Source organism: Enterococcus sp. AZ015, assembly GCF_050499225.1.
Lineage (GTDB): Bacteria > Bacillota > Bacilli > Lactobacillales > Enterococcaceae > Enterococcus_D > Enterococcus_D entomosocium.
The window spans coordinates 3500432-3526098 of record NZ_JBMHEX010000001.1 but is presented as its reverse complement, the minus strand read 5'-3'; the positions used below and the strand labels follow the sequence as shown (position 1 = coordinate 3526098).

Below are 25667 nucleotides of genomic sequence, written 5' to 3'. Positions count from 1 at the left end.
TCTTGCAAGAAGTGATCAAAGTGGTTAGGGGGATGGAAACCACTATAGGCTACGTGAACAAGAAAACCCCTAGGCAACAGCTCACGCGGTGTGACTGTTCTCTAGGGGTTGCTACTGAGGTTACTAAGGCTTAGGCTTTTTCAATTTTTGTCAGTCCGCCCATATAAGGAACCAGAACTTCTGGTACCGTTACACTGCCGTCTTCGTTTTGATAATTTTCAAGCACTGCGGCTACCGTTCGACCGACAGCCAAACCAGAGCCGTTTAGTGTATGCATGTAGTGAATCTTGCCCTCTTGATCACGGTAACGGATCATGGCACGACGTGCTTGGAAGTCTTCACAGTTTGAGCAAGAGCTGATCTCACGATACATCTCTTGGGCAGGGATCCATACTTCTAAATCATAGGTCTTCGCTGCAGAAAAGCCCATATCTCCTGTACACAAGCTAAGCACACGGTAAGGTAAATTGAGTTTTTGCAAAATATCTTCGGCATTAGCCGTCATTTTCTCTAATTCTTCATAAGAATGTTCTGCATCACTGAATTTCACCATTTCGACTTTATTGAATTGGTGCAAGCGAATCAAACCGCGAGTGTCACGGCCAGCGCTGCCGGCTTCTGAACGAAATGATGGGCTCAAGGCAGTGAAGTATGCAGGGAGCTGTTCTTGTTCTAAGATCTCCCCTTGATAGTAGTTGGTCAAAGGTACTTCCGCAGTCGGGATCAAAGTCAAATCAGTGTCTGCCAATTGGAAAACATCTTCTTTAAACTTCGGAAATTGCCCAGTACCGAACATTGCTTGGCTGTTGACTATATACGGGGTGATCATCTCCGTATACCCATGCTCATAAACATGCTGATCCAACATGAAGTTGTATAAGGCACGTTCCAAACGAGCACCTAAGCCTTTGTAGTAAACAAAACGGCTACCAGAAACTTTGGCACCTCGCTCAAAGTCGAGAATCCCCAAGTCTTCTGCGATCTCCCAATGGGGTTTTGGTTCAAAGGCAAAGGTTTTTGGGTCTGCCCAACGGCGGACTTCTACATTGTCATCTTCATCTTTGCCCACCGGAACAGAATCATTGGGCAAGTTCGGCAACGTCGTGGCGATCTCTTTGATGTCTTCATCAATTTGAGCGATCTCTTCATCCAATTGCTTGATTTGGCTGCCGACTTCTTTCATTTGGGCAATTTTATCTGCCGCATCTTCTTTCGCCCGTTTCAAGGCGGCGATCTCACCAGAAACCTCATTACGCAATTTCTTGCGCTCTTCCGTTTGGACTAAGAGTTCTCGGCGACGCTCATCAAGTGTTAAAAAGCGGTCCAACACTTCTTTTTGGACACCTCGTGTTGCGAGTTTGCTTTGTACTTCAGCAAAATTTTGGCGAATCATTTTTACATCTAACATAGTGATACATCCTCCTTTGATTTTTCCATAGAAAAAAGGCCATTCCAATCCCGTATTGCTTGGGACGAAATGACCATTCGCGGTGCCACCCAAGTTCAGCTTGCGCTGCCCTTGCTGCTCGTATCGTGAGCCAACGATTTTTCTTTCGAAAAATACACGTTAAAGAACTGGATTCTATTTTTTCCAACACTGATTTTCACCAACCATCAGCTCTCTATACAGATGAAAAAAATATACTAGGTTCTGTGCCTTGATTATTTTCTCTAGCATACCCAAAAAATGTTGGGTCGTCAACCATAGGTTTGTGTGTTGGATAAGTTGTTGCGTTTCAACGGGAGATGGATAATAAAGGACGTCCATTCCGGCGTTGACTTGGCATAGATATAGCCGCCATGTAAGGCGACGATGCTTTGAGCGATCGCTAGACCTAAGCCAGTTCCTCCTGTTTCTTGAGAGCGGGATTCTTCCACTCGGTAGAAACGGTCGAATAGAGAATCAAGGGCTTGCTTAGGGATCATTTGCCCATTGTTTTTGACTGTTAAGATCGCTTCGGTCCCGACTTTCTCGACTTCCATGCGGATCTTATCGGCGCCTTTGCCGTATTTCAAGGCATTCGAAAGCAAGTTATTGAAGACCCGCACCAGTTTTTCGGTATCGCCATCCATCTCGATGTGTTCCGGTCGGGTGTATGTTTCAATCTTGATGCCTTTCCGACTAGCTTCTAATTCAAAGTCCGCCGCCAATTGTTCCACTAGCTGGGCCATGTCAAATTCCATCACATTGATTGGGACGCTAGGCTGGCGCACTTTTGTGTATTCAAACAAATCATCGACGAGGGATTTCATTTGCTTGGCTTTGACATATGCCGTATGGGTATATTTCAGCAATTCTTCTTCTGAATGGTATTGTCGATCTTCAATTAGACCTAAATAGCCGATGATCGAAGTCAACGGTGTTCGAATGTCATGACTGACATTGGTAATCAGCTCATCTTTGGATTGCTCGATCCGCCGTTCATCTTCAATCGCCGCCACCGTACTGTCGACTAAGCCATTGATATTAGAAACGATCCGACTTAAATCGCCCCGTAACTCGAAGGGGATGCGATGATCGTAATTGCCTTCCGCAATAAAATGAAGCTCGCTGATAATGTGACGTAGCTGCATTTGATGGTAGCGACGAATCAAACGCCAATATAAGACGATCACATCTAATAGGAAGAACATCGGTAGAATGAAGTTGCGCCCACTGCGGAAGATATCTGTATTAAAGGCAGATGTGAAAGCATTCTTCGATGCGTAGATGGCATCAACTAAATCTGGTGAATTTTCAACGATTGAGGTCAAGATGACCAAAATAGCGATATTTAATAGAAGTAAAAGAACAATCGTTACAATTCCTTCGGCAAATAACTCACTGATTTCCTTTGAGGTCAGCGTGATCCGTTTCTTTTTTTCGATTGGTGTGTTGCGCTTTTTTTCAGTTGGTTTACTTCGCATCTATTTTGTAGCCGACCCCCCATACTGTTTGGATGACTTTTTCACCATCCGTGGCTTCTTCGATCTTATCTCGTAAGTGACTGACATGGACCATAACTGTTTTGGCAGAAACGACACTTTCTTGTTTCCAAACTCGTTCAAAAATCTCATCGGCGCTAAAGACACGGTTCGGATGCGATGCCAGCAAGTAGAGGATACCGAATTCTAATGCAGTCAATTGAATTTCGTTGCCATCGACGGTTTTTACTTCATGGGAATCGCGATTGATAATAAGGGAGCTTACTTCTAGAATCTCTGGTTGATTTGAAGCAGCCTGCATCTTGGTTCTTCTCAATAGCGATTTTACCCGGGCCATAACTTCTAATGGGTTGAAAGGTTTTGTGACATAATCATCCGCACCGGCGACCAATCCACGAATCTTATCCATATCGGTTGTTTTAGCGGTCAGCATAATAATAGGGATTTGGGATTCTTTTCTCAATTCTTTCACGACTTGCATGCCATCCATTTCTGGCATCATGATATCTAAGATCAATAGTTCGATATCAGAAGTGGTGCGGATCTTGGTCAGTGCTTCTTTTCCATCATATGCTTTGACCGATTCATAACCTTCATTGTGTAAATAAATGCTTAATAGTTCTACGATCTCTTTGTCATCATCTGCTACAAGTATTTTCATACTGGGTCCTCCTAGGAACAATATTCTTTTCTCCATTTTAGCAAATATTCCACAAAATAGATAAAATCATACTTAAATTTATAAGAATGATAGGAATTAAGAAAACACAAAAAGGAAAAAGACGAACGATAGGCAAATAATAACGGAAAAAGTCCTTAAAAAAGGCGGAAATCACGGACTAAAAATCACGAATCATCTTTGGAAACGGAGTAACTAGAAACGTTGGTCTATCAATCATTTTATGGTTGACGAATAGCGCAAGTCTTGGTATATTATTACATGTGCCAAATGACTAAACGAATTCGTAAAAAGAATTTAAAAAAGTGGTTGACGCACAGCTCGACAGATGATATTATAACGAAGTCGCAATTTTAAAATAGTTAATCGATGTTGATACATCAACAAAATTAATTAAAAAAAGTTGTTGACAAATAACAAATCATTTGTTATTCTAATGAAGTCGCTGAGACAGCCGCTGCGAAGTTGAAAAACAACGAGCGAAAAAAACTTTTAAAAAAGAGTTGACAATCAATTGTCGCTCTGATATGATATAAAAGTTGCTAACACAGCACTGTAGACCTTTGAAAACTGAACAAAGCAAGCAAACGAACCAATGTGTAGGACGTTTCAATTTATTGAAACAAATACATGCAAGCAATAGCTAGCAAAGTTAATTTTTATGAGCTTAATGACCGTATGGTCATTCAAACAAATCATTATGAGAGTTTGATCCTGGCTCAGGACGAACGCTGGCGGCGTGCCTAATACATGCAAGTCGAACGCTTTTTCTTTCACCGGAGCTTGCTCCACCGAAAGAAAAAGAGTGGCGAACGGGTGAGTAACACGTGGGTAACCTGCCCATCAGAAGGGGATAACACTTGGAAACAGGTGCTAATACCGTATAACACTATTTTCCGCATGGAAGAAAGTTGAAAGGCGCTTTTGCGTCACTGATGGATGGACCCGCGGTGCATTAGCTAGTTGGTGAGGTAACGGCTCACCAAGGCAACGATGCATAGCCGACCTGAGAGGGTGATCGGCCACACTGGGACTGAGACACGGCCCAGACTCCTACGGGAGGCAGCAGTAGGGAATCTTCGGCAATGGACGAAAGTCTGACCGAGCAACGCCGCGTGAGTGAAGAAGGTTTTCGGATCGTAAAACTCTGTTGTTAGAGAAGAACAAGGATGAGAGTAGAACGTTCATCCCTTGACGGTATCTAACCAGAAAGCCACGGCTAACTACGTGCCAGCAGCCGCGGTAATACGTAGGTGGCAAGCGTTGTCCGGATTTATTGGGCGTAAAGCGAGCGCAGGCGGTTTCTTAAGTCTGATGTGAAAGCCCCCGGCTCAACCGGGGAGGGTCATTGGAAACTGGGAGACTTGAGTGCAGAAGAGGAGAGTGGAATTCCATGTGTAGCGGTGAAATGCGTAGATATATGGAGGAACACCAGTGGCGAAGGCGGCTCTCTGGTCTGTAACTGACGCTGAGGCTCGAAAGCGTGGGGAGCGAACAGGATTAGATACCCTGGTAGTCCACGCCGTAAACGATGAGTGCTAAGTGTTGGAGGGTTTCCGCCCTTCAGTGCTGCAGCAAACGCATTAAGCACTCCGCCTGGGGAGTACGACCGCAAGGTTGAAACTCAAAGGAATTGACGGGGGCCCGCACAAGCGGTGGAGCATGTGGTTTAATTCGAAGCAACGCGAAGAACCTTACCAGGTCTTGACATCCTTTGACCACTCTAGAGATAGAGCTTCCCCTTCGGGGGCAAAGTGACAGGTGGTGCATGGTTGTCGTCAGCTCGTGTCGTGAGATGTTGGGTTAAGTCCCGCAACGAGCGCAACCCTTATTGTTAGTTGCCATCATTTAGTTGGGCACTCTAGCGAGACTGCCGGTGACAAACCGGAGGAAGGTGGGGATGACGTCAAATCATCATGCCCCTTATGACCTGGGCTACACACGTGCTACAATGGGAAGTACAACGAGTTGCGAAGTCGCGAGGCTAAGCTAATCTCTTAAAGCTTCTCTCAGTTCGGATTGTAGGCTGCAACTCGCCTACATGAAGCCGGAATCGCTAGTAATCGCGGATCAGCACGCCGCGGTGAATACGTTCCCGGGCCTTGTACACACCGCCCGTCACACCACGAGAGTTTGTAACACCCGAAGTCGGTGAGGTAACCTTTTTGGAGCCAGCCGCCTAAGGTGGGATAGATGATTGGGGTGAAGTCGTAACAAGGTAGCCGTATCGGAAGGTGCGGCTGGATCACCTCCTTTCTAAGGAATATTTCGGAAGACTACACATCGTTTGCCTTTGTTCAGTTTTGAGAGGTCTACTCTCAAACAAATTTGTTCATTGAAAACTGGATATCGAAGAAAAAATCAAAACAAGTAACACACACCGAGTTGAAATGTTAAAAGAGTTTTTTAATAAGTTCAACGCTTATTTTCTTGAGCAACCTTCTATCGCTAGAAGAAGTACTCAAAACCGACCGTAAGGTCAAAGGTTAAGTGAATAAGGGCGCACGGTGGATGCCTTGGCACTAGGAGCCGATGAAGGACGGGACTAACACCGATATGCTTTGGGGAGCTGTAAGTAAGCTATGATCCAGAGATTTCCGAATGGGGAAACCCAGCATCTTTTATAGGATGTTACGTCTGCGTGAATACATAGCGCAGTCGAGGTAGACGCAGAGAACTGAAACATCTAAGTACCTGCAGGAAGAGAAAGAAAATTCGATTCCCTGAGTAGCGGCGAGCGAAACGGGAAAAGCCCAAACCAACAAGCTTGCTTGTTGGGGTTGTAGGACTCCGATATGGTAGTCTATTCAGATAGTCGAAATACTTGGAAAAGTATGTCAAAGAGGGTAAAAACCCCGTAGGCGAAATTTGGATAACACCTAGGAGGATCCTGAGTACGGCGGAACACGAGGAATTCCGTCGGAATCCGGGAGGACCATCTCCCAAGGCTAAATACTCCCTAGTGACCGATAGTGAACCAGTACCGTGAGGGAAAGGTGAAAAGCACCCCGGAAGGGGAGTGAAATAGATCCTGAAACCGTGTGCCTACAACAAGTTAGAGCCCGTTAATGGGTGATAGCGTGCCTTTTGTAGAATGAACCGGCGAGTTACGATAGCATGCGAGGTTAAGTTGAAGAGACGGAGCCGTAGCGAAAGCGAGTCTGAATAGGGCGAATGAGTATGTTGTCGTAGACCCGAAACCATGTGATCTACCCATGTCCAGGTTGAAGGTGCGGTAAAACGCACTGGAGGACCGAACCCACGTACGTTGAAAAGTGCGGGGATGAGGTGTGGGTAGCGGAGAAATTCCAAACGAACTTGGAGATAGCTGGTTCTCTCCGAAATAGCTTTAGGGCTAGCCTCGGAATTGAGAATGATGGAGGTAGAGCACTGTTTGGACTAGGGGCCCATCTCGGGTTACCGAATTCAGATAAACTCCGAATGCCATTCATTCATATCCGGGAGTCAGACTGTGAGTGATAAGATCCATAGTCGAAAGGGAAACAGCCCAGACCACCAGCTAAGGTCCCCAAATAACTATTAAGTGGAAAAGGATGTGGGGTTGCACAGACAACTAGGATGTTGGCTTAGAAGCAGCCACCATTTAAAGAGTGCGTAATAGCTCACTAGTCGAGTGACCCTGCGCCGAAAATGTACCGGGGCTAAATAGTTTACCGAAGCTGTGGAGTGCACCATTAGGTGCATTGGTAGGAGAGCGTTCTAAGGGCGTTGAAGGCAGATCGTGAGGACTGCTGGAGCGCTTAGAAGTGAGAATGCCGGTATGAGTAGCGAAAGACAGGTGAGAATCCTGTCCACCGAATGACTAAGGTTTCCTGGGGAAGGCTCGTCCGCCCAGGGTTAGTCGGGACCTAAGCCGAGGCCGACAGGCGTAGGCGATGGACAACAGGTTGATATTCCTGTACCCGTTGTTTTTGTTTGAGCAATGGAGGGACGCAGGAGGCTAAGAAGTGCAGACTGATGGATATGTCTGTTCAAGCAGTAAGTCTTGGTAGGAGTCAAATGCTTCTACCTATACGGACAAGCTGTGATGAGGAGGGAAATAATAGTACCGAAGCTTCTGATGTCACACTGCCAAGAAAAGCTTCTAGTGAGAAAACAACGGCCCGTACCGCAAACCGACACAGGTAGTCGAGGAGAGAATCCTAAGGTGAGCGAGAGAACTCTCGTTAAGGAACTCGGCAAAATGACCCCGTAACTTCGGGAGAAGGGGTGCTGCTCTAACGAGCAGCCGCAGTGAATAGGCCCAAGCGACTGTTTATCAAAAACACAGGTCTCTGCAAAATCGAAAGATGACGTATAGGGGCTGACGCCTGCCCGGTGCTGGAAGGTTAAGAGGAGTGCTTAGCGTAAGCGAAGGTACGAATTGAAGCCCCAGTAAACGGCGGCCGTAACTATAACGGTCCTAAGGTAGCGAAATTCCTTGTCGGGTAAGTTCCGACCCGCACGAAAGGCGTAACGATTTGGGCACTGTCTCAACGAGAGACTCGGTGAAATTTTAGTACCTGTGAAGATGCAGGTTACCCGCGACAGGACGGAAAGACCCCATGGAGCTTTACTGTAGTTTGATATTGAGTGTCTGTACCGCATGTACAGGATAGGTAGGAGCCGTAGAGATCGGGACGCCAGTTTCGATGGAGGCAATGGTGGGATACTACCCTTGCGTTATGGCCACTCTAACCCGCAGCCCTTATCGGGCTGGGAGACAGTGTCAGATGGGCAGTTTGACTGGGGCGGTCGCCTCCTAAAAGGTAACGGAGGCGCCCAAAGGTTCCCTCAGAATGGTTGGAAATCATTCGAAGAGTGTAAAGGCAGAAGGGAGCTTGACTGCGAGAGCTACAACTCGAGCAGGGACGAAAGTCGGGCTTAGTGATCCGGTGGTTCCGCATGGAAGGGCCATCGCTCAACGGATAAAAGCTACCCTGGGGATAACAGGCTTATCTCCCCCAAGAGTCCACATCGACGGGGAGGTTTGGCACCTCGATGTCGGCTCGTCGCATCCTGGGGCTGTAGTCGGTCCCAAGGGTTGGGCTGTTCGCCCATTAAAGCGGCACGCGAGCTGGGTTCAGAACGTCGTGAGACAGTTCGGTCCCTATCCGTCGCGGGCGTTGGAAATTTGAGAGGAGCTGTCCTTAGTACGAGAGGACCGGGATGGACTTACCGCTGGTGTACCAGTTGTCTCGCCAGAGGCATCGCTGGGTAGCTATGTAGGGAAGGGATAAACGCTGAAAGCATCTAAGTGTGAAGCCCACCTCAAGATGAGATTTCCCATTTCTTTAAGAAAGTAAGATCCCTGAGAGATGATCAGGTAGATAGGTCAGAAGTGGAAGGCCAGTGATGGTTGGAGCGGACTGATACTAATCGATCGAGGACTTAACCAAAAAGAAAAAAGCACGTAAACTCGTAGCGTTTTGATTTCTTCGATCCAGTTTTGAGTGAGCAAGACTTACTCAATTGAATAGTGTGGTGGCGATAGCAAGAAGGATACACCTGTAACCATGCCGAACACAGAAGTTAAGCTTCTTAGCGCCGATTGTAGTGAAGGGTTTCCCTTTGTGAGAGTAGGACGTCGCCACGCGTTTTTTTTACCTTATGGGGGTTTAGCTCAGCTGGGAGAGCATCTGCCTTACAAGCAGAGGGTCAGCGGTTCGATCCCGTTAACCCCCATATGAGTCGTTAGCTCAGTTGGTAGAGCATCTGACTTTTAATCAGAGGGTCACAGGTTCGAGCCCTGTACGACTCATAGTAATAACCTATGCGGGTGTGGCGGAATTGGCAGACGCACTAGATTTAGGATCTAGCGCCTTCGGGCGTGGGGGTTCAAGTCCCTTCACCCGCACTTCATTGCCGGCTTAGCTCAGTTGGTAGAGCATCTGATTTGTAATCAGAGGGTCGAGGGTTCAAGTCCTTTAGCCGGCATCAGGAATACGCGGAAATAGCTCAGTGGTAGAGCACCACCTTGCCAAGGTGGGGGTCGCGGGTTCGAACCCCGTTTTCCGCTTTGCCTTAGCAATTTTCAGCCGGGGTGGCGGAACTGGCAGACGCACAGGACTTAAAATCCTGCGGTGAGTGATCACCGTACCGGTTCGATTCCGGTCCTCGGCATTTCATAATATGCGCCCATAGCTCAATTGGATAGAGTGTTTGACTACGGATCAAAAGGTTAGGGGTTCGACTCCTCTTGGGCGCGTAGTCTTTTTATTTGTTTCATTTTTATTATCGGGAAGTAGCTCAGCTTGGTAGAGCACTTGGTTTGGGACCAAGGGGTCGCAGGTTCGAATCCTGTCTTCCCGATTTTTTGATGCTTGAAGCATTCGCTTCAGGCTTTTTTTGTGTTTTCAGCCAGTGAGAAGACCTGAAAATATGATACAATAGTAAAAAACGAGGAGGAAATTGTTTGAAGGGACAAATCATCAAAGCGCTAAGCGGATTTTATTATGTGGCATCAGAAGATGAAATCTTTCAAACCCGCGCTCGAGGAAATTTTCGAAATCGAAAAATCACTCCTTTGGTTGGGGATGAAGTGATTTTTGAAAGCAGCAATCAAACAGACGGCTATCTTTTAGAGATCTTGCCGCGAAAAAATGAGCTGGTTCGACCGCCAGTCGCAAATGTGGATCAAGGAGTGGTCGTGACAAGTCTAGTTGAGCCGAACTTTTCCTATAATCTATTGGATCGCTTTTTGGTGACCTTAGAGTATGAGGGGATCGAACCGATCATCTTTTTGACAAAAGCGGATCTTGTGAAAGATCTTGCCGCAATGAAAGCAATTGAGGAGACCTATCAAGCAATTGGCTACCACGTGATCACGTCAAAAGCAGAAGGCGAAGATCTATTGGAACTTCAACGGTACTTCCCTGAGCGGATCACCGTCTTTATGGGGCAATCCGGTGCTGGAAAGTCTACGCTATTGAATCGAATCGTCCCGGAATTGGCATTGGAAACAGGAGTGATCTCAGAATCTCTCGGACGGGGGAAACATACGACCCGTCATGTGGAGCTCTTGCCGATTTGTGATGGATTGGTTGCCGATACACCAGGATTTAGTTCGATCGATTTTCTGGAAATCGAAGCAGTAGAGTTACCAAAGCTCTTCCCTGATTTTTTAGCAGTAGCTTCCAACTGCCGCTTTAGGGAGTGTATGCACCTCAATGAACCTGATTGTGCAGTTAAACAGGGAGTTGCAGCAAATGAGATTGCTGAAACTCGTTACAAAAATTACGTGCAATTTTTAGAAGAGATTGAAAACCGACGTCCGGTTTATAAAAAGAAGAAAAAGTGAGGGAAAAGCATGATGAAACTAGCACCATCTATTTTAAGTGCCGATTTTGCAAATCTTCAAAGAGACATTGAGCTGGTAGAGCGCCATGGCGCAGATTACATTCACGTAGACGTGATGGACGGTCATTTCGTCCCTAATATTACCTTAGGCCCAAACATCGTTAAAGCGATTCGCCCAGTTACCAAGCTGCCGTTGGATGTTCATCTAATGATCACCGAGCCAGAAAAGTATATCCATGCCTTCGCGGAAGCTGGCGCAGATATCATTGGTATCCACGCGGAAGCAACGCCTCATATCCATCGTGCGATCCAAATGATTGTGGCAGAAAATGTCAAAGCAGAAATCGTCATCAACCCAGGTACACCAATTTCAGCCATTGAACATGTTTTATCTATGTGTGATCAAGTGTTAGTTATGACGGTCAATCCAGGGTTTGGTGGGCAATCCTTTATTGAAGAATCACTGGAAAAAATTGCGGCGTTGGCTGCTTTAAAAGAAGAAAAAGGCTACCATTATGATATCGAAGTAGATGGCGGGATCGTTCCTGAGACAGCCAAACGCTGCCTGGAAGCAGGCGCAAATGTCTTTGTAGCAGGAAGCTATATTTACGATGCCGATGAACCTGCGGCGCAAATCAGAGCCTTGAAAGAAGCTTTGCAATAAATGAAGATTTTGTTAGCGGCAGGTGGAAGTCCTGAAAATTGGCCACAGTTGATGGCGTATGATAAATACATTGGAATTGATCGTGGGGCCCTGTTTTTGCTTCAGCACCAACGGCCAGTCGATCTGGCAATCGGTGATTTCGACTCCCTGACCGCAGCAGAACTGCAAGCGGTCAAACAACAAGTTAAGACAGTGATCCAAGCCCCTGCTGAAAAAGATGATACAGATACTCAATTGGCATTGGTTGAGACGTTGCGTCTTTATCCAGAAGCGCAAATCGACGTGATTGGTGCAACGGGGGGACGCCTTGACCATCTTTTAGCCAATCTGTGGTTAGTTTTAGAAGATCGGTTTCGTCCATTTGCCCCAAATCTGCGTTTTTTAGATCGTCAAAATGTCGTTCAGTTCTTTTTACCAGGCACCTATCAATTGGAAAGAGAACCCGGGATGCAGTATTTGGCGTATTGCTGTTTGACGCCGGTAACAGATTTGACGTTAACAGGTAGCAAGTATTTATTAGAAAACGTCCAAGTACCGTACCCAACTTCTTATGCTAGCAATGAATTTCTGACACAAACAGCAGGTTTTTCCTTTAGCAGCGGGATGATAGCAGTCATTCAAAGTTGTGATTAAGAGACGGAACGTCTCTTTTTTTTGTTGAAAATTTCAGAAACTTAATTACAAAAAAAACATTAAGACGGACAACTTAGCTTTTGTTTGCAGGGTATTAATGGTAAAATTGGAACTACAGTTTGGAATTATTTGAGGTGTCTTTGTGAAAAAGTTTAATCCTAATAAAAATATTATCATCACATTGATTATTGTGATTTTAGTTGTCACCGTATTAAGCGTGACGATCGCCCGCCGAGCAGCGGGAAACTCCACCAATGCCGTGCAATCTACGGTCAATGACTCCGTTGGCTTTATCGATAAAATGATTACCGCTCCTTTTCGTTGGATCGAAAATGGTGCCAATTCAGTCAAAAATTTGTTTGTGACCTATGAAGAAAATGAACGTTTAAAAGAGAAATTGGACAGTTTTGAGGAACTGGAACAAGCGAAGGACAATGCGCAAAGAGAAATCGATGCCTTGAAAGAAGAGCTAGAGCTGAATGCAACCTTGACGAATTATGAACGGATCTCCGCTAATGTCATCAATCGGTCACCTGATACTTGGCAAGATATGCTGATCGTGGACCGCGGCTCAAGAGATGGTGTTGAGGTCAACATGGCAGTCATGTCGCAAAAAGGCTTGATTGGTCGTGTCATTGAGGTCAATGCAGCTTCTTCTAAAATTGAACTTTTGACTTCTGAAAACCAGAATTCCAACCACTATCCGGTTCGGATCAGCGGCGAAGATGGGTCAAACTTTGGGATCCTAAGTAGTTACGATCAAAAAGAACGTTCCTTAGTCATTACCCAATTGACGGGGGACAATGAGCTGAAGGAAGGCGATGTCGTGCAGACCTCTGGATTAGGAGGAAACTCGCCCGCCGACTTAGCGATCGGAACAGTGATCCGTACCACCAAAGATGAGTTTGGTCTTGATACCCAAGTATTTGTAAAACCGTATGCCCAAATGTATGATATTCAAGCAGTAACGATTATCAAACGCTTGGCAGGTGAGGAATAGCCATGAAAAAGCATGACTACATCAAATACCTGGCAGCGGGCGTCTTCTTTTTGATGATGTTGGCAGATGGACAACTGACGCGTTTTTTGGAAAAATGGACCCAAGACAATTATATCGCCAGTGCGCATCTTTTATTGATCGCCCTTTTGTGTGGCGCGAAGTATTTGCCGAAAAACTTTTTGATCACCACGGCTCTGGTGATCGGCTGTCTCTATGACGTGTATTATGTCGGTGTGATCGGCATCTACACGGTGGCGTTTCCCTTGATCGTGTGGATTATGTATATTTTGAAAAATACGCTTTATCAAAATGTATTTACCATGTTTTTCGGAATGATCATCTTTGTTACAAGCTTAGAAGTTGTAACATTGGGGGTTCAATTGCTGTTTAAGATCGCATCAGTTAGCACGTCATTCTTTGTTTCCCGCTTTTTAGCACCAACGCTTTTATTGAACATCCTTTTGTTTATCCTTTTAGTTGTTCCATTCATGAAGCTATTCAAAGACGAATAGCTTCATTTTTTTTGCGTTTGACTGTATAAAAATAACAGAGATTGAAATGTTTTTGTAATATTCCTTTTATCTCTCTGACATACGGCTGTGTTACAATCACACTATCGTGAAGGACTTTAGGTATTCTTAAGCATTTATACATAAAAAAACCATATTAGGGGAAGCAACAACCGGAGGAATGAAGAGTGAAAAAGCGAATTTTATCTTTATTGTTAGTAAGTTCAATTGTTCTTACTTCTGCAGCAGCACCGACACTTGTCTTTGCATCAGATTTTGACAATAAAATTGAAGAAAAAAATCAAGAGATCTCTGACTTGCAAAACCAGCAAGCGAGCATCCAGTCACAAGTAGCAGCACTTGAAAGCGACGTGACTGCAATCAATGAAAAAGCCCAAACTTTGTTGCAACAACAAGGGGATTTGCGTGCGGATTCTGAAAAGTTGAAGCAAGAAATTGCCGATTTGAAAGTCAGAATCGAAAAGCGTGAAGAAGCGATCCAAAAACAAGCTCGTGATGTTCAAGTCAATGGACAAAGCACGAACTTTATTGATGCAGTATTAGAAGCTGACTCTTTAACAGATGCTATTGGCCGTGTGCAAGCAATGACGACGATCGTCAATGCTAACAAAGATCTTGTGGATCAACAAAAAGCAGACCAAGAAGCAGTTGAAGCGAAAAAAGCGGAAAACGACGATAAATTGGCAGAGATCGCAGCGAACCAATTTGAATTAGAAACACAATTAGGGGATCTACAAGCCAAACAAGCTGATTTGAATGTTTTGCAAGCGGAATTGGCTGTTCAACAAGCATCTAAAGAAGATGAAAAAGCTGATTTAGAAAAACAAAAAGAAGAATACGAAGCAGAACAAGCTCGCATCGCTGCAGAAGAAGCGGCGGCAGCAGCAGCTCGTGAACAAGCAGCACAAGAAGCAGCGGCTCAAGAAGCGGCAGCAGCTGAAGCAGCTACTCAGGAAGCAGCACCAAGCGAATCTTCAACGTCGAATTCAACGACATCAAGCGCCACAACAAATTCTAGTACGACGACTGATACTACGCAAGGCAGTTCATCACAAGGCAGCGGTTCAGCAAATACGACACCATCGACACCTGCCAATAATAACAATAGCAATAACAACCAAGGATCAAATAATAGCAGCAACGGTTCAAGCAGTACTCCTGCACCCGCACAAACGGTCAATGGTTCAGCAATCGTAGCAGAAGCAATGAAATACATTGGTACCCCTTATGTTTGGGGTGGTACGACACCAGACGGCTTTGACTGTTCTGGCTTTACACAATATGTATTTGCTAAAGTTGGGATCTCATTACCACGGGTAACGTACGCACAAGAATTTTCCGGTACGGTAATTTCGATCAACGAAGCAAAAGCCGGTGATTTGTTATTCTGGGGTAGCCGCGGAAGCACACACCACGTGGCGATCGCTATGGGTAACGGACAATACGTTCATGCACCAACACCTGGTCAAAATGTTTCTGTCAGCAGTTACTCTTATTACTCACCAGATTTCGCGGTGCGCGTAAACTAAATCAATTGAAGCTATTTCAAAAGCTGGCGTTTTACGTCAGCTTTTTTTGATTTCTGTTTTAAAAAACGTATGCTTTTTTTGTTTTCAGTCTTGCCAGAACATCTTATAATAGAGAAGAGAAAGGAAGCGGATAAAATGAACAAGACCTCGTCTTCCAGAGAAAAAATGATAACGGTTAAGTTTTATACGAATTATCTTTCTCGCATGATGATGCCGAATTTAAGTATTTTTATTGCGTGGATGCTGATTTCATTCCTGTTGCCTTTTTTCTCAGTCGATCAACAAGTGATCCAGCAAATGGAACAAGGGGTCTTGACTGTGTTGCTGCCCCTCATGATTGCCTATACAGGTGGGCAAATGTTGGCACCTGAACGCGGTGGGGTCGTAGGAGCAGTGGCGGTTTTAGGGGCTATTCTTGCAACGGATATTCCCCAAGTCTTTGGGGCGATGCTACTGGGACCACTGGCAGGCTGGCTGTTGTATCGCAGTGATTCGTTCGTGAGTAAGGTCAAAAGTGGCTATGAGATGCTGGTGCGCAATTTTATTGCAGGTGCGCTTGGCGGACTCCTTTTTTTAGGCAGTTACTTCCTATTGGCGCCGCTTTTTAATTGGTTCAGTCTCGGCAGCTATCAGCTCGTTGATTATTTCGTTCGGCAAAACGTCTTGCCTTTTATTCATATCATTGTAGAACCATTGAAGGTTTTGTTTTTTAATAATATTGTCAACCATGGACTATTTACGCCGCTAGGAATCGAAGCCGCGGCACTCAATGGGCAGTCGGTTTTATTTTTGATCGAGGCCAACCCCGGTCCGGGATTAGGGGTCTTAGCGGCGTATCTTTTCTTTGGTTCAAAGCGAAACCGAACGAATGCCGCAGCATCCATTTTTGTGCAGGCCATTGGCGGGATTCATGAAGTGTATTTCCCGTTTGTTCTGCTCGATCCTTGGGTGTTGCTCGGTCCGATCGTTGGTGGTTTCAGCGGTACACTGATCTTCCAATTTTTAGGAGTAGGCTTGAGAGCACCGGCGTCCCCGGGCTCGATTTTGGCGATTTTGCTCAATACACCGGCTTCTATGATCCTTGGTGTCTTAACTGGGATTGTCGTCAGTACGGTCGTATCGTTTGCGATCGTTAGTGTGCTATTAAAACGGAAGACCAATACAGAAAATGAGGAGCGTAAGATGCCGAAAATGAAGAAAGTCACGGAGATCGTCGTGGCCTGTGACGCAGGGATGGGGTCCAGTGCGATCGGTGCCAGCATACTAAAAAAACAGTTGCAAGAAGCCCAGCTAACGTTTCCTGTCCGCTATCAGTCGATTTATCGTGTGACCGATGATCCCAAGCTGTTAGTGATCACCCAACGGGAATTAGCAGCTATTGCCCAAAAGCAGACACCACACGCACAGCATTATGTGCTAGATAATTTTTTGGCGGCAGATGAGTATGCTCCGCTGATCCAAGAATTACAAAGAAGAGAACAGGATCCGCAAAAATCGTTACAAATCGAAGCAGCAAATTCGCTAGGGTTTTCAACGATCATCTTTTTGTATACTGGAAAAAAACGCGGTTCACAAACGATGGCAGTGGAGATATTAAGAAAAATGGCTCGCCAACAAGCGCTGTCTTTGACCATCAAAAAAATGGCATATGAAGGACAAGCTCTTGATCCTACGGCAGTCTATATCCTCCCGAAAGAACTTGCAGAAAAGTGCCCGATCCCAGATGTTTCTTTACTGGTGGTGGATGATTTATTGACGACAGATGCGTATCGTCAGTTACTGACAGAAGGAGTCGACTATGTTTTTGACCAATCGTGAAACACTTTTATTAACGGAATTGATGAATAGTACCGGTCCGGTTTCTTTAGATCGCATGATGCAAGTCTTAAAAGTCAGTAAACGAACGGTGTACCGTGAACTGGCTAATCTAGAAAAATCCCTGGAAACAGTAGGTGCTACCTTAGAGAAGGTCGGTCGTGGTCATTTCCAAATTTTTGCATCAGAAACGAGCATTCGCCAATTGCAAGAAGCCATTATGGCAGATACCGATCAAGAATTCGCGGCTAGTGAGCGGCAACACCGTATTTTGTTGCAACTGACTACCGCCACGAAGCCTGTATCCAGTCATTTTTTCTTGGAGCGTTACCAAATCAGCAATACGACGTTTTTTTCAGACATCAAACAGCTTGAAGAGAGTCTCGCACGGCTGCCGTTAAGGATCGTGCGCAATCAAGGGTATGAGATTGAAGGCTCCGAAAAGTATCGGCGGTTGATCACAGCCAATACACTAGTGATGGAGATCAATGAATACCAATTTTTCCATTTACTGGAAACCGATGATGAAGCCCCGTTTATTTTTCAATTTCTGTCCCGCGACCATCTATTGCTAGCCCAGCGGCTGATTCGGGAAACCATCGAACCCCAATTCAAGGAACTTAGTGACCGCAAATTAGCCTTTATCGTCTTGATGCTGGCGCTAGCCATGGATCGGGTAGCTTTGGGCTATACGGTGGAAGAAGAGACGTACCCGAGTCAGATCAACAAAGACTTGCTGAAGGTGGCGAAAAAGATTTTTGCTCAGATCGCCGAAAAGACCAAACTGCTTTATTCCATCAACGAAATCGTCTTTTTTGCCGTGTTACTAGGTGATTTTGCCAATTCCTTTGACCGTGATTTTTTTGATGACAATTTTGATACCGACTTGGCTTATCGTGTAAAACGCTTGATCGAATTGGTCAGTGAGCAAACGGAAGTGGCGTTTTATGAAGACACGAACTTGTATAAAATGCTGCTGACCCATATCTCAGGAGTAATGACGCGGGCGATTTTAGAAGAAGATCATTTGAACAACCCTATCCTAGAAAAAATCATGAACCAGTATGTCGAAATCGCCAGCGGGATTCGCAATCATCTGCCGCAAGTCTTTCCGCAGCAGCAGTTCTCGGAAGAAGAAATCGCCTATATGGTCCTACATTTTGCCAATTCGTTGGAAAAAAATCCGAAAGTGTTAGAAGTCAATATTGCAGGAATCTCTCCTAGCGGATTAGCCTCCATCAGTTTGTTAGAGATGCAGCTGCGGAAACATTTTCCCTTTATCAATCAAATCACCTTCTTTCGAGTGGGGGATGTCAAACGGGAAAATATCGAGGAGACCTATGACTTGGTGATCTCGACTTCATTGCTGCCAGGGTATCAAGGAGAGTACAAACTCGTTTCACCGATCCTGCTAGAAGAAGACATTCAAGAGTTGAAGAAGGCCTTCCAAGCCATTAGTCAGAAAAAACGTTCCGCCAAAAAAGCGCCCTCTGCTTTGGTCAAAGAGGAATCCTATGAAGCGGTCTTGGCTTTTATCGAAGCCATTAACCAGCTATTGGCGCTGTTTCAAGTGCAGGCCATTGATAACCCAGCGGACTTGGAAGAAACGTTGCAGCTGGTGCTGACGTCTTTTGATGCACATGTTGTTTTGGATCGTGAGAAAGTCGTTGATCGTCTCTTACGGCGCTACTTCCAAGCGCCAGTGGGCATTCCTGACACCCACTTTGCCTTGTTTCACGCGGCGAGTTCGGCGATCCTGCAACCAGTTTTTCGTATTTTCGATTTGAAACAGCCGCTGCCACTTCTAGCGATGGATAAAAAAGAGATCGCTGTTACCCGTTTATTAGTCATGCTGGCGCCCTATCCTATCAATGAAACAAGCTCTCAGATGTTAGGAAAAATCAGTGGTTCGATCATTATGAATGATCTAAATACGGAGATTTTTAATTCCGGCAATGATTCGATTATTTATCAGTTACTCTCTTCGCTCTTGATTGAAGAAGTAAAACAATAGGAGGGATCAGCGATGTATATTCCACAGGAGCGGATTTTGTTGGATCAACACTTTACCGATGCCACAGAGGCTCTGACAAAAATTGGCGAGTACTTAGTCAACCAGGAGATCGTCTCTTTACCTTATGTCAAAAGCCTTTTGCGGCGCCATCAAAAAACAGGTGTTTATATCGGTAACTTTGTTGCATTGCCCCATGCGGAAGAAGAAGCCCAACAATGGATCAAGGAAGAAGGGCTCTTTTTGATCCAAGTGCCGGATGGCGTCGACTTCGGCACGAAGGAGCAACCCAAAATCGCTACGATCCTTTTCGTAGTCGTCCTAAAAGAGCAGCAATTAGCTGTTTTGCAAGAAATCGCCTTTTTTTGTTCCGATATGCAAAATGTTCGGGCGCTTAGTGATGCCGAATCGGTTGAAGAGATCCAACAGATTTTGCTGGCAGAAGAATAAGCGGTCAGCAGCAGACTGGCTTGCAACAAGAGCAGCGAACGAAATACATGAATGAGCTACAGCCGTGTGCTCGCTCTTTCTACCTTGTGTAGAAGGAGTGGGTACACTTTTTTTTTTGCGTTTTGGCAAAAACCAAATAAAAATGCTTCACGTGAAACATAACAAAAAGCCAGTGAGTGCAGGGGCTACTCGCGTTTTTTTGTTCTGTCTGTTTGGCTACAAGTTTTGGCACAGTTTTTTGTGACAAAGTACGACTTTCGACCGTTTTGGGAAGCGCCTACAATAAGGGTGTAAGCAGACGAGAGGAGAGAAAAAAATGGAACAGACACAAAAAGCAGCCAAATCATCAGTAAAAGCAAAAGTTCAAAAATTAGGCAGTACGTTGTCGAGTATGGTGATGCCGAATATCGGCGCATTGATTGCATGGGGTGTATTAACGGCATTATTTATTCCAGATGGGTATTTACCAAATGAAGCCTTTGCAACGATGGTCGGTCCAATGCTGACGTATTTGATCCCAATCTTGATCGGGTATACCGGCGGGAAAGTGATTGCTGGCGACCGCGGGGCCGTGGTTGGGGCGATCGCGACGATGGGGGTCATCGTCGGAACGGATATCCCAATGCTATTGGGTGCGATGATCATGGGTCCTTTAGGCGGTTGGGTCATCAAGAAATTTGACGAGATCTTCCAAGACAAAGTTCGCGCTGGCTTTGAAATGTTGGTCAACAACTTTTCATCAGGTTTGATCGGCTTTGCCTTAGCATTACTGGGCTTTGTAGCAATCGGACCAGTTGTTAACACCTTGACACAAGCAATGGCAGCAGGGGTAGAAGTGATCGTCAATGCCCACTTGATTCCATTAGCCAATATTTTTATTGAACCAGCAAAAATCCTATTCTTAAACAATGCCATCAACCATGGAATTTTGACACCACTAGGTACTGAGCAAGTCAGCGAATTTGGGAAATCGATTCTTTACTTATTAGAAGCCAATCCTGGACCTGGTTTAGGAGTCTTGCTAGCCTTCACTTTCTTCGGAAAAGGAGCAGCGAAATCTTCGGCACCTGGAGCGATCATCATTCACTTTATCGGTGGGATCCATGAGATCTACTTCCCATACGTCATGATGAAACCATTGATGTTCTTAGCAGTGATTGCCGGCGGTGTATCAGGAAGCTTTACCTTCCAATTGCTAGGTGCAGGCTTACGGGCACCTGCTTCACCAGGTTCGATCATTGCGATCTTAGCAATGACGCCATTCAACTCGGTGATGAGTGTCGTTTCTGTCTTAGCCGGAATTGCCGTAGGAGCAGGCGTATCCTTTATCGTCGCTGCCGCGATCTTGAAAGCAGATGCGAAGGATACAGTGGATAATTTTGAAGAAAAAGTACAACAAACGCAAGCAGCAAAACTCAGCGCTAAAGGCTTGGCGGCTCAACCAATGACTGGCATCAATCGTATCATCTTCGCATGTGATGCAGGCATGGGCTCCAGTGCTATGGGGGCATCGATCTTACGTAAAAAAGTCAAAGAAGCGGGTCTTCCACAAAATGTCTCGAATTCCGCCATCAACAATTTGACGGACGATGCCAATACGCTGATCGTCACTCAAGAAGAATTGCAAGAACGTGCCAAACAAAAAGCGCCAAATGCGACCTTCGTCGCGGTTGAAAATTTCCTGAACTCTCCACGGTACGATGAAATCGTAGCCACATTGTCAGGGACGAAGACAGCGGGGGAGTCAGAAAAAACGTCTGAAGCAGGCAACCAGGCAGATGTTCCTTCCGCCAATGACCTTAAGCAAGTCAGTGAAATCATTTTGGCCCACGATGATCGCAAAGGTTCGGCAACGATGGCTCAGAAAGTCTTCCAAGATCTTTTAGCCAAAGAAGCTCTGACGATGCCGATCAGAAAAAGCCATATCAATGATCTCCATGCCAACGCCTCTTCCCTGGTGATCACAAAAGAAGCCTTAACGCCGCAAGCGCAAACTTCAGCGCCAGAAGCGATCCACCTATCCGTTAATAATCTGATGGGAACGACGAACTATCAACGGATCGTGGCATCGATCAAAGCAGCGAATTAAGAAAGGATGAGCCGAATGCAAGTATTAGAAAAAGACATGATTGAATTGAACAAACAATTTGCGACCAAAGAAGAAGCCATTCGTTACTGCGGCGAAAAATTGCTGGCGGCAGGCTGTGTGGAAGAAGAATACGTCGAAGCCATGCTTGAGCGTGACGAGATGCTCTCAGTCTATATGGGGAACTTTATTGCGATTCCTCACGGCACGGATGAAGCCAAAAAATACGTCAAAAAATCAGGTATCTGTATCGTGCAAGTACCTGATGGCGTGAATTTCGGTACCGCGGACGAAGAAAAAATCGTCACCGTTCTTTTCGGCATCGCGGGCAAAGGGGAAGATCATCTGCAATTGGTCCAACAAATCGCCCTCTTTTGCAGTGATATCGATAACGTCGTCGAATTGGCGGATGCTTTGGATAAAGAAGAAATCGCCCAAAGTTTGACCGTAGCATAAGGATTTAAGGAGGAGACAAGACATGAAGGCAGTTCACTTTGGTGCAGGTAATATTGGTCGCGGCTTTATCGGCGAGATATTGGCTGCCAACAACTTTGAAATCACATTTATTGATGTCAATGAAACGATCATTGACGCCTTAAAAGCAAGACAAGGGTATACCATCGAATTAGCCGATGAGACCCAAGAACAGATCCACATCGAGCATGTGACAGGATTGAACAATGCCAAAGAACCAGAAGCGGTGATCCAAGCGATCGCCGAGGCAGACATCCTTACGACCGCCATTGGTCCCAACATTTTGCCGCATATCGCTGAGCTGATCGCCAAAGGCTTAGAAGCACGTCAGCAACACCCAGACAAGCCAGCCATTGATGTGATCGCCTGTGAGAATATGATCGGCGGATCGACCTTTTTAAAAAGCGAAGTGCAAAAATACATTGCGGATTGGTCAGCGTTGGAAGCGACGGTTGGTTTTCCAGATGCAGCGGTGGATCGCATCGTACCGCTGCAGCACCATGAAGATCCCTTATTCGTTCAAGTAGAACCCTTCTGCGAATGGGTGATCCAAGAGTCAGGGATGAAATCCTCGATCCATCTGCAAGGGGTCCATTATGTGGCGGATCTGGAACCGTATATTGAACGGAAATTATTCAGTGTCAATACGGGTCATGCCACGGTAGCGTACACAGGCGCCCTCCAAGGCTATCAGACGATCGATGAAGCGATGCAGGACCATTTAGTGGTGATCCAATTAAAATCCGTTCTCGAAGAAACTGGCCGCCTTTTAATTGAGAAATGGGCCTTTGATCCTGAAGAACATGAACGGTATATCGAAAAAATCATCCAACGCTTTAAAAACAAGCACATTTCCGATGCCATCACTCGGGTGGCACGGACACCTGTCCGCAAATTAGGGACCGAAGAACGCTTTATCCGACCAGTCCTTGAGTTAGAAAAACGCAACATGCAGCCAGATCATCTCTATGAAACGATCGGCATGATCTTCAATTACAAAGACCCTGAAGATGAGCAAAGCCAACAGTTACAAGCACTTTTGGATGAAAAATCACTACCGGAAGTCATTGCAGAAATCACTGGCTTGCGTGATGAAGACATGATTGAAACGATCCGACAAAACATTGAAAAATATGCGTATGTTGCCGCATAAAAACGAGTAAAACACAGAACAAGCAGATAAATTGCCGCATCCGTAAAAGTTAGCCCAACAAGCGAGCTTTTGCGGATAGGTCAATTTCTTTCAACGCTTGTTCTGTGTTTTTTTGCTCACCGATTGACCTTTGCTGCCAACTTGACGATAATAAGAAAAGAAATGAGGGAGAGCAATGGAACGATGGTTTGAAGAAGCCCAGCTTCAAGTAATTGAGTTGCCGATCGAATGGCAGGAAAACCGCCCCGTCTATCGGGCCTTTATCCGTGAATTGCCGACGATCCAAGGGGAAGGAACTTCGCGGCAAGCTGTTTATCGGCAGTTGGCAGAAGCCTACGCGGCTTACCTTGCCCAACTTCGAGAGGTCAATGAGGCGCAGGAAGAAATGACGTCTTCCTTATTATCGACGGAAGAATTATTGCGCTACTATGATGGCGAGACCTTCGATGGTTTTGAGCTGCCCTCTGACGAGTAACAGGAAACGAGCCATGAACTGAAAACTGAAAAGCTACGCAAGAAAAAACCGCTCAGCTGCAGCTCGATCGATACGAAGGATCAAACGCTGCAACTGGCGGCTTTTTTTCTATCAAAGAAACCACGTCTTATTCGCGGTTAGTTCAATGCCTCAGTAATCGCTTGATTGAAGGCATCTAAGTCATCTGGGTTCCGACTGGTGATCAACCGATAGGTTTCGTCGATCACGACGGGCTCATCTTTGACAGTGGCACCTGCGTAGGCTAAATCTGGTCGCACAGAATCATAAGCCGTCAAGGTCAAATCTTTCGTCAGTCCTGTTTGGATAAACAGTTGTGGGCCGTGGCAAATGGCAAAGACGGGGCGATCAGATGTCAAAAAGTCTTTCGTCAATGACACATAGCGCTCATCGGTCCGTAATTGGTCAGGGGAGAAACCGCCTGGGATCAACAAAGCATCAAAACTGGCGGGATCGATCGTATCGATGGCCGCATCGACGGGAAACGTTCCACCTTGTTTGCCTTTTACGGTCTCGGCGCCTTCATTACTAATAACGACTACTTCATGTCCGGCCGCTTCCAGTGCTTCTTTTGGTGACGTCAATTCAACATCTTCTACTAGATCAGTGACAATAACAGCAACTTTACTCATTCGATCTCCTCCTTATTACTTGATGAACAATTTGTTCACCTGCTATTATTTATGCTAACGAAGATTTTCGCTGTTGACAAATCATCTGTTTGTCTGCAGCTTGAAAAAGAAAGAAGGCAACGCCATGGCAACGATCCAACTATTTATCTCTGATACCCCCCTTTGCTTTGAAAAAGCGGAATTCACTTTTATGGAAGAAACATTTGTCATCGAGAAACAGCAACTATTTGAAAAAGTCGATGCGGTGATGCATCAAGAGGTATCCTCGTCCTTGGTTTCATTGGTAGAAAAAGCCCTTTTGACGCTAGAAGCGATCGGGGAAGAAGAGGATTATTTCGACCTGCTTTATTTGACCTATGAGAATACCCGGCGTTCCCTCAGCGGACAGCAATTACTCGCACAGCCTTTTCCAGCTGTAGAGGCAGCCTTGCAGCCGGTCTTTGATGAGTTGGCAGAACTGATCGTAGAAAAGTTTTATGAAGAGCTGACCAATCAATTAGAAGAAATCACCGATGATGAGCTGTTTAGTTCCTACTATCTGGATGATGAGCAAGCGGTGATTCAAATCGATGCCCCGATCCAACATGAAGAAGTAATCGCATTGCCCGCCCTTTTACGGGATTACCATGGCACGTTGCACCTGACCTTTGAAAAGTTTTATGAATACCTTGTGTAGCGGCGGCAACTGTCGTCGTTATTTTTTGTGAAAACAGTTACATGTTTAGTTTTTTTTAAATCCTGCGACAGAAGCCTCGGGAATCTTGACCCTTTTGTCAGAAACGATTATAAAGGTAAGAAGAGGCTGAAGGAACCGAGACTGCCGATGGGCAGAATCGGGTAAGAAAAGGATGAGAATCATGCGAAAAGTCCCGCCTATTTTAAAACCAATTGCACTTTTAACGATATCAACGATCATTGCCACTGCCACCGGCGTGGTGAATTCAGGCAGTTACCGCCAACCAAGTCGTGCGACGGAAACGACAGAAACGACCGAACAAGCACCAAGTGAAAGCACACCGTCTTCGATAACGGAAGACAGTCAAAATCAAACACCTGCTAGCACGGACTCACAACCGACGAACGATGACCAGCAGACAACACCGTCATCCAGCAGTGAAGTAGTAACACCAGAAACGACCCCGTCTTCTTCGGTGCCGACAGAAACGACACCATCAAGCGATGAGAGTGTTTCACCGGCGACACCGGAAAACAATCAAGAAACACCTTCTTCAAGTGAAGAAACCACGCCAGATCCACAAGTGATCATGGATGAGAATCAAGGAAATGAGTAGGT

General features: G+C 45.6%; 19 protein-coding genes, 8 tRNA genes, 3 rRNA genes and 1 other annotated feature. Of the genes, 26 read left to right on the top strand and 4 right to left on the bottom strand.

What is annotated here, in order from left to right; all coding sequences use genetic code 11:
* Positions 1-130: 130 nt before the first annotated feature.
* The 3 genes from serS to IGK85_RS16480 all read right to left on the bottom strand — a co-directional run bounded on the left by serS (position 131) and on the right by IGK85_RS16480 (position 3586).
* Entirely contained in the window at positions 131-1408 is a 1278-nt protein-coding gene (serS, locus tag IGK85_RS16490; RefSeq protein WP_005232944.1) for a serine--tRNA ligase, read from the bottom strand.
* 57 nt (positions 1409-1465) lie between these two features.
* Positions 1466-1663, bottom strand: a binding site (T-box leader).
* Between the two features lie 35 nt (positions 1664-1698).
* Positions 1699-2907 carry a sensor histidine kinase gene (locus IGK85_RS16485; protein WP_005232945.1) on the bottom strand — a complete coding sequence of 403 codons (1209 nt, stop codon included), beginning with the start codon at positions 2905-2907 and terminating at the stop codon, positions 1699-1701.
* Entirely contained in the window at positions 2897-3586 is a 690-nt protein-coding gene (locus IGK85_RS16480) for a response regulator transcription factor (RefSeq protein WP_008376963.1), read from the bottom strand. The genes IGK85_RS16485 and IGK85_RS16480 overlap by 11 nt, the downstream gene beginning before the upstream one ends.
* A 714-nt stretch (positions 3587-4300) precedes the next feature.
* Here IGK85_RS16480 and IGK85_RS16475 point away from each other — a divergent pair.
* The 24 genes from IGK85_RS16475 to IGK85_RS16360 all read left to right on the top strand — a co-directional run bounded on the left by IGK85_RS16475 (position 4301) and on the right by IGK85_RS16360 (position 23723).
* A 16S ribosomal RNA gene (locus IGK85_RS16475) occupies positions 4301-5860 on the top strand.
* A 228-nt stretch (positions 5861-6088) separates the two neighbouring features.
* A 23S ribosomal RNA gene (locus IGK85_RS16470) occupies positions 6089-9003 on the top strand.
* An 81-nt stretch (positions 9004-9084) separates the two neighbouring features.
* Positions 9085-9200: ribosomal RNA gene (rrf, locus tag IGK85_RS16465) — 5S ribosomal RNA — on the top strand.
* The 16S, 23S and 5S rRNA genes sit together here with 8 tRNA genes alongside, the layout of an rRNA operon.
* 16 nt (positions 9201-9216) lie before the next feature.
* A tRNA-Val gene (locus IGK85_RS16460) sits at positions 9217-9289 on the top strand.
* Positions 9290-9292: 3 nt separating this feature from the next.
* Positions 9293-9365: transfer RNA gene (locus IGK85_RS16455), tRNA-Lys, on the top strand.
* A gap of 14 nt (positions 9366-9379) precedes the next feature.
* Positions 9380-9461: transfer RNA gene (locus IGK85_RS16450), tRNA-Leu, on the top strand.
* Positions 9462-9468: 7 nt separating this feature from the next.
* Positions 9469-9541: transfer RNA gene (locus IGK85_RS16445), tRNA-Thr, on the top strand.
* A 10-nt stretch (positions 9542-9551) separates the two neighbouring features.
* Positions 9552-9623: transfer RNA gene (locus IGK85_RS16440), tRNA-Gly, on the top strand.
* 18 nt (positions 9624-9641) lie between these two features.
* Positions 9642-9727, top strand: a tRNA-Leu gene (locus IGK85_RS16435).
* Positions 9728-9738: 11 nt separating this feature from the next.
* Positions 9739-9812 (top strand) — tRNA-Arg (locus IGK85_RS16430).
* A gap of 30 nt (positions 9813-9842) precedes the next feature.
* Positions 9843-9916: transfer RNA gene (locus IGK85_RS16425), tRNA-Pro, on the top strand.
* Between the two features lie 103 nt (positions 9917-10019).
* Positions 10020-10904 carry a ribosome small subunit-dependent GTPase A gene (gene rsgA / locus IGK85_RS16420; RefSeq protein WP_005232946.1) on the top strand — a complete coding sequence of 295 codons (885 nt, stop codon included), beginning with the start codon at positions 10020-10022 and terminating at the stop codon, positions 10902-10904.
* Positions 10905-10913: 9 nt separating this feature from the next.
* A complete protein-coding gene (gene rpe, locus IGK85_RS16415) occupies positions 10914-11567 on the top strand; it encodes a ribulose-phosphate 3-epimerase (protein WP_008381670.1) in 654 nt (217 codons plus the stop codon).
* Positions 11568-12200, top strand: coding sequence for a thiamine diphosphokinase (locus IGK85_RS16410; protein WP_005232948.1), 633 nt, complete (start codon positions 11568-11570; stop codon positions 12198-12200).
* 142 nt (positions 12201-12342) lie between these two features.
* The gene (gene mreC, locus IGK85_RS16405; protein ID WP_005232949.1) at positions 12343-13200 is read left to right on the top strand and encodes a rod shape-determining protein MreC; all 858 of its coding nucleotides are present in this window, start codon (positions 12343-12345) and stop codon (positions 13198-13200) included.
* Positions 13201-13202: 2 nt separating this feature from the next.
* Entirely contained in the window at positions 13203-13712 is a 510-nt protein-coding gene (gene mreD / locus IGK85_RS16400) for a rod shape-determining protein MreD (protein WP_008381673.1), read from the top strand.
* 185 nt (positions 13713-13897) lie between these two features.
* On the top strand, positions 13898-15259 hold the full coding sequence (locus tag IGK85_RS16395) for an NlpC/P60 family protein (protein WP_008381675.1): 1362 nt from the start codon (positions 13898-13900) through the stop codon (positions 15257-15259).
* Between the two features lie 69 nt (positions 15260-15328).
* Positions 15329-17077, top strand: a complete 1749-nt coding sequence (locus IGK85_RS16390; RefSeq protein WP_035007201.1) for a PTS sugar transporter — start codon at positions 15329-15331, stop codon at positions 17075-17077.
* Positions 17058-19088 carry a BglG family transcription antiterminator gene (locus tag IGK85_RS16385; RefSeq protein ID WP_008381679.1) on the top strand — a complete coding sequence of 677 codons (2031 nt, stop codon included), beginning with the start codon at positions 17058-17060 and terminating at the stop codon, positions 19086-19088. Before IGK85_RS16390 ends, IGK85_RS16385 begins: the two co-directional genes overlap by 20 nt.
* A gap of 12 nt (positions 19089-19100) precedes the next feature.
* On the top strand, positions 19101-19535 hold the full coding sequence (locus tag IGK85_RS16380; RefSeq protein WP_005232954.1) for a PTS sugar transporter subunit IIA: 435 nt from the start codon (positions 19101-19103) through the stop codon (positions 19533-19535).
* A 316-nt stretch (positions 19536-19851) separates the two neighbouring features.
* On the top strand, positions 19852-21624 hold the full coding sequence (locus tag IGK85_RS16375; protein WP_008381681.1) for a PTS mannitol transporter subunit IICBA: 1773 nt from the start codon (positions 19852-19854) through the stop codon (positions 21622-21624).
* A gap of 15 nt (positions 21625-21639) precedes the next feature.
* The gene (locus IGK85_RS16370) at positions 21640-22077 is read left to right on the top strand and encodes a PTS sugar transporter subunit IIA (RefSeq protein WP_008381683.1); all 438 of its coding nucleotides are present in this window, start codon (positions 21640-21642) and stop codon (positions 22075-22077) included.
* A gap of 22 nt (positions 22078-22099) precedes the next feature.
* Entirely contained in the window at positions 22100-23248 is a 1149-nt protein-coding gene (locus IGK85_RS16365) for a mannitol-1-phosphate 5-dehydrogenase (protein WP_008381686.1), read from the top strand.
* Positions 23249-23423: 175 nt separating this feature from the next.
* Positions 23424-23723, top strand: coding sequence for a hypothetical protein (locus IGK85_RS16360; RefSeq protein WP_005232957.1), 300 nt, complete (start codon positions 23424-23426; stop codon positions 23721-23723).
* Positions 23724-23860: 137 nt separating this feature from the next.
* On the opposite strand, the gene IGK85_RS16355 is transcribed toward IGK85_RS16360, so the two are convergent.
* The gene (locus tag IGK85_RS16355; RefSeq protein ID WP_008381689.1) at positions 23861-24373 is read right to left on the bottom strand and encodes a type 1 glutamine amidotransferase domain-containing protein; all 513 of its coding nucleotides are present in this window, start codon (positions 24371-24373) and stop codon (positions 23861-23863) included.
* Positions 24374-24497: 124 nt separating this feature from the next.
* Between IGK85_RS16355 and IGK85_RS16350 the strand changes: the two genes are divergently transcribed.
* Complete coding sequence (locus IGK85_RS16350; RefSeq protein ID WP_008381691.1) at positions 24498-25049, top strand: hypothetical protein; 552 nt, start codon at positions 24498-24500, stop codon at positions 25047-25049.
* A 181-nt stretch (positions 25050-25230) separates the two neighbouring features.
* Positions 25231-25665: a hypothetical protein gene (locus tag IGK85_RS16345; RefSeq protein ID WP_008381693.1), complete on the top strand. Its 435-nt coding sequence runs from the start codon at positions 25231-25233 to the stop codon at positions 25663-25665.
* Positions 25666-25667: the final 2 nt, after the last annotated feature.

What these genes read in the sequence shown, in the direction of transcription:
- serS (WP_005232944.1), bottom strand. Translation starts at nt 1,408, where the DNA reads ATGTTAGATGTAAAAATGATTCGCCAAAATTTTGCTGAAGTACAAAGC.
- IGK85_RS16485 (WP_005232945.1), bottom strand. Translation starts at nt 2,907, where the DNA reads ATGCGAAGTAAACCAACTGAAAAAAAGCGCAACACACCAATCGAAAAA.
- IGK85_RS16480 (WP_008376963.1), bottom strand. Translation starts at nt 3,586, where the DNA reads ATGAAAATACTTGTAGCAGATGATGACAAAGAGATCGTAGAACTATTA.
- rpe (WP_008381670.1), top strand. Translation starts at nt 10,914, where the DNA reads ATGATGAAACTAGCACCATCTATTTTAAGTGCCGATTTTGCAAATCTT.
- IGK85_RS16410 (WP_005232948.1), top strand. Translation starts at nt 11,568, where the DNA reads ATGAAGATTTTGTTAGCGGCAGGTGGAAGTCCTGAAAATTGGCCACAG.
- mreD (WP_008381673.1), top strand. Translation starts at nt 13,203, where the DNA reads ATGAAAAAGCATGACTACATCAAATACCTGGCAGCGGGCGTCTTCTTT.
- IGK85_RS16390 (WP_035007201.1), top strand. Translation starts at nt 15,329, where the DNA reads ATGCTTTTTTTGTTTTCAGTCTTGCCAGAACATCTTATAATAGAGAAG.
- IGK85_RS16385 (WP_008381679.1), top strand. Translation starts at nt 17,058, where the DNA reads ATGTTTTTGACCAATCGTGAAACACTTTTATTAACGGAATTGATGAAT.
- IGK85_RS16380 (WP_005232954.1), top strand. Translation starts at nt 19,101, where the DNA reads ATGTATATTCCACAGGAGCGGATTTTGTTGGATCAACACTTTACCGAT.
- IGK85_RS16375 (WP_008381681.1), top strand. Translation starts at nt 19,852, where the DNA reads ATGGAACAGACACAAAAAGCAGCCAAATCATCAGTAAAAGCAAAAGTT.
- IGK85_RS16370 (WP_008381683.1), top strand. Translation starts at nt 21,640, where the DNA reads ATGCAAGTATTAGAAAAAGACATGATTGAATTGAACAAACAATTTGCG.
- IGK85_RS16365 (WP_008381686.1), top strand. Translation starts at nt 22,100, where the DNA reads ATGAAGGCAGTTCACTTTGGTGCAGGTAATATTGGTCGCGGCTTTATC.
- IGK85_RS16360 (WP_005232957.1), top strand. Translation starts at nt 23,424, where the DNA reads ATGGAACGATGGTTTGAAGAAGCCCAGCTTCAAGTAATTGAGTTGCCG.
- IGK85_RS16355 (WP_008381689.1), bottom strand. Translation starts at nt 24,373, where the DNA reads ATGAGTAAAGTTGCTGTTATTGTCACTGATCTAGTAGAAGATGTTGAA.
- IGK85_RS16350 (WP_008381691.1), top strand. Translation starts at nt 24,498, where the DNA reads ATGGCAACGATCCAACTATTTATCTCTGATACCCCCCTTTGCTTTGAA.
- IGK85_RS16345 (WP_008381693.1), top strand. Translation starts at nt 25,231, where the DNA reads ATGCGAAAAGTCCCGCCTATTTTAAAACCAATTGCACTTTTAACGATA.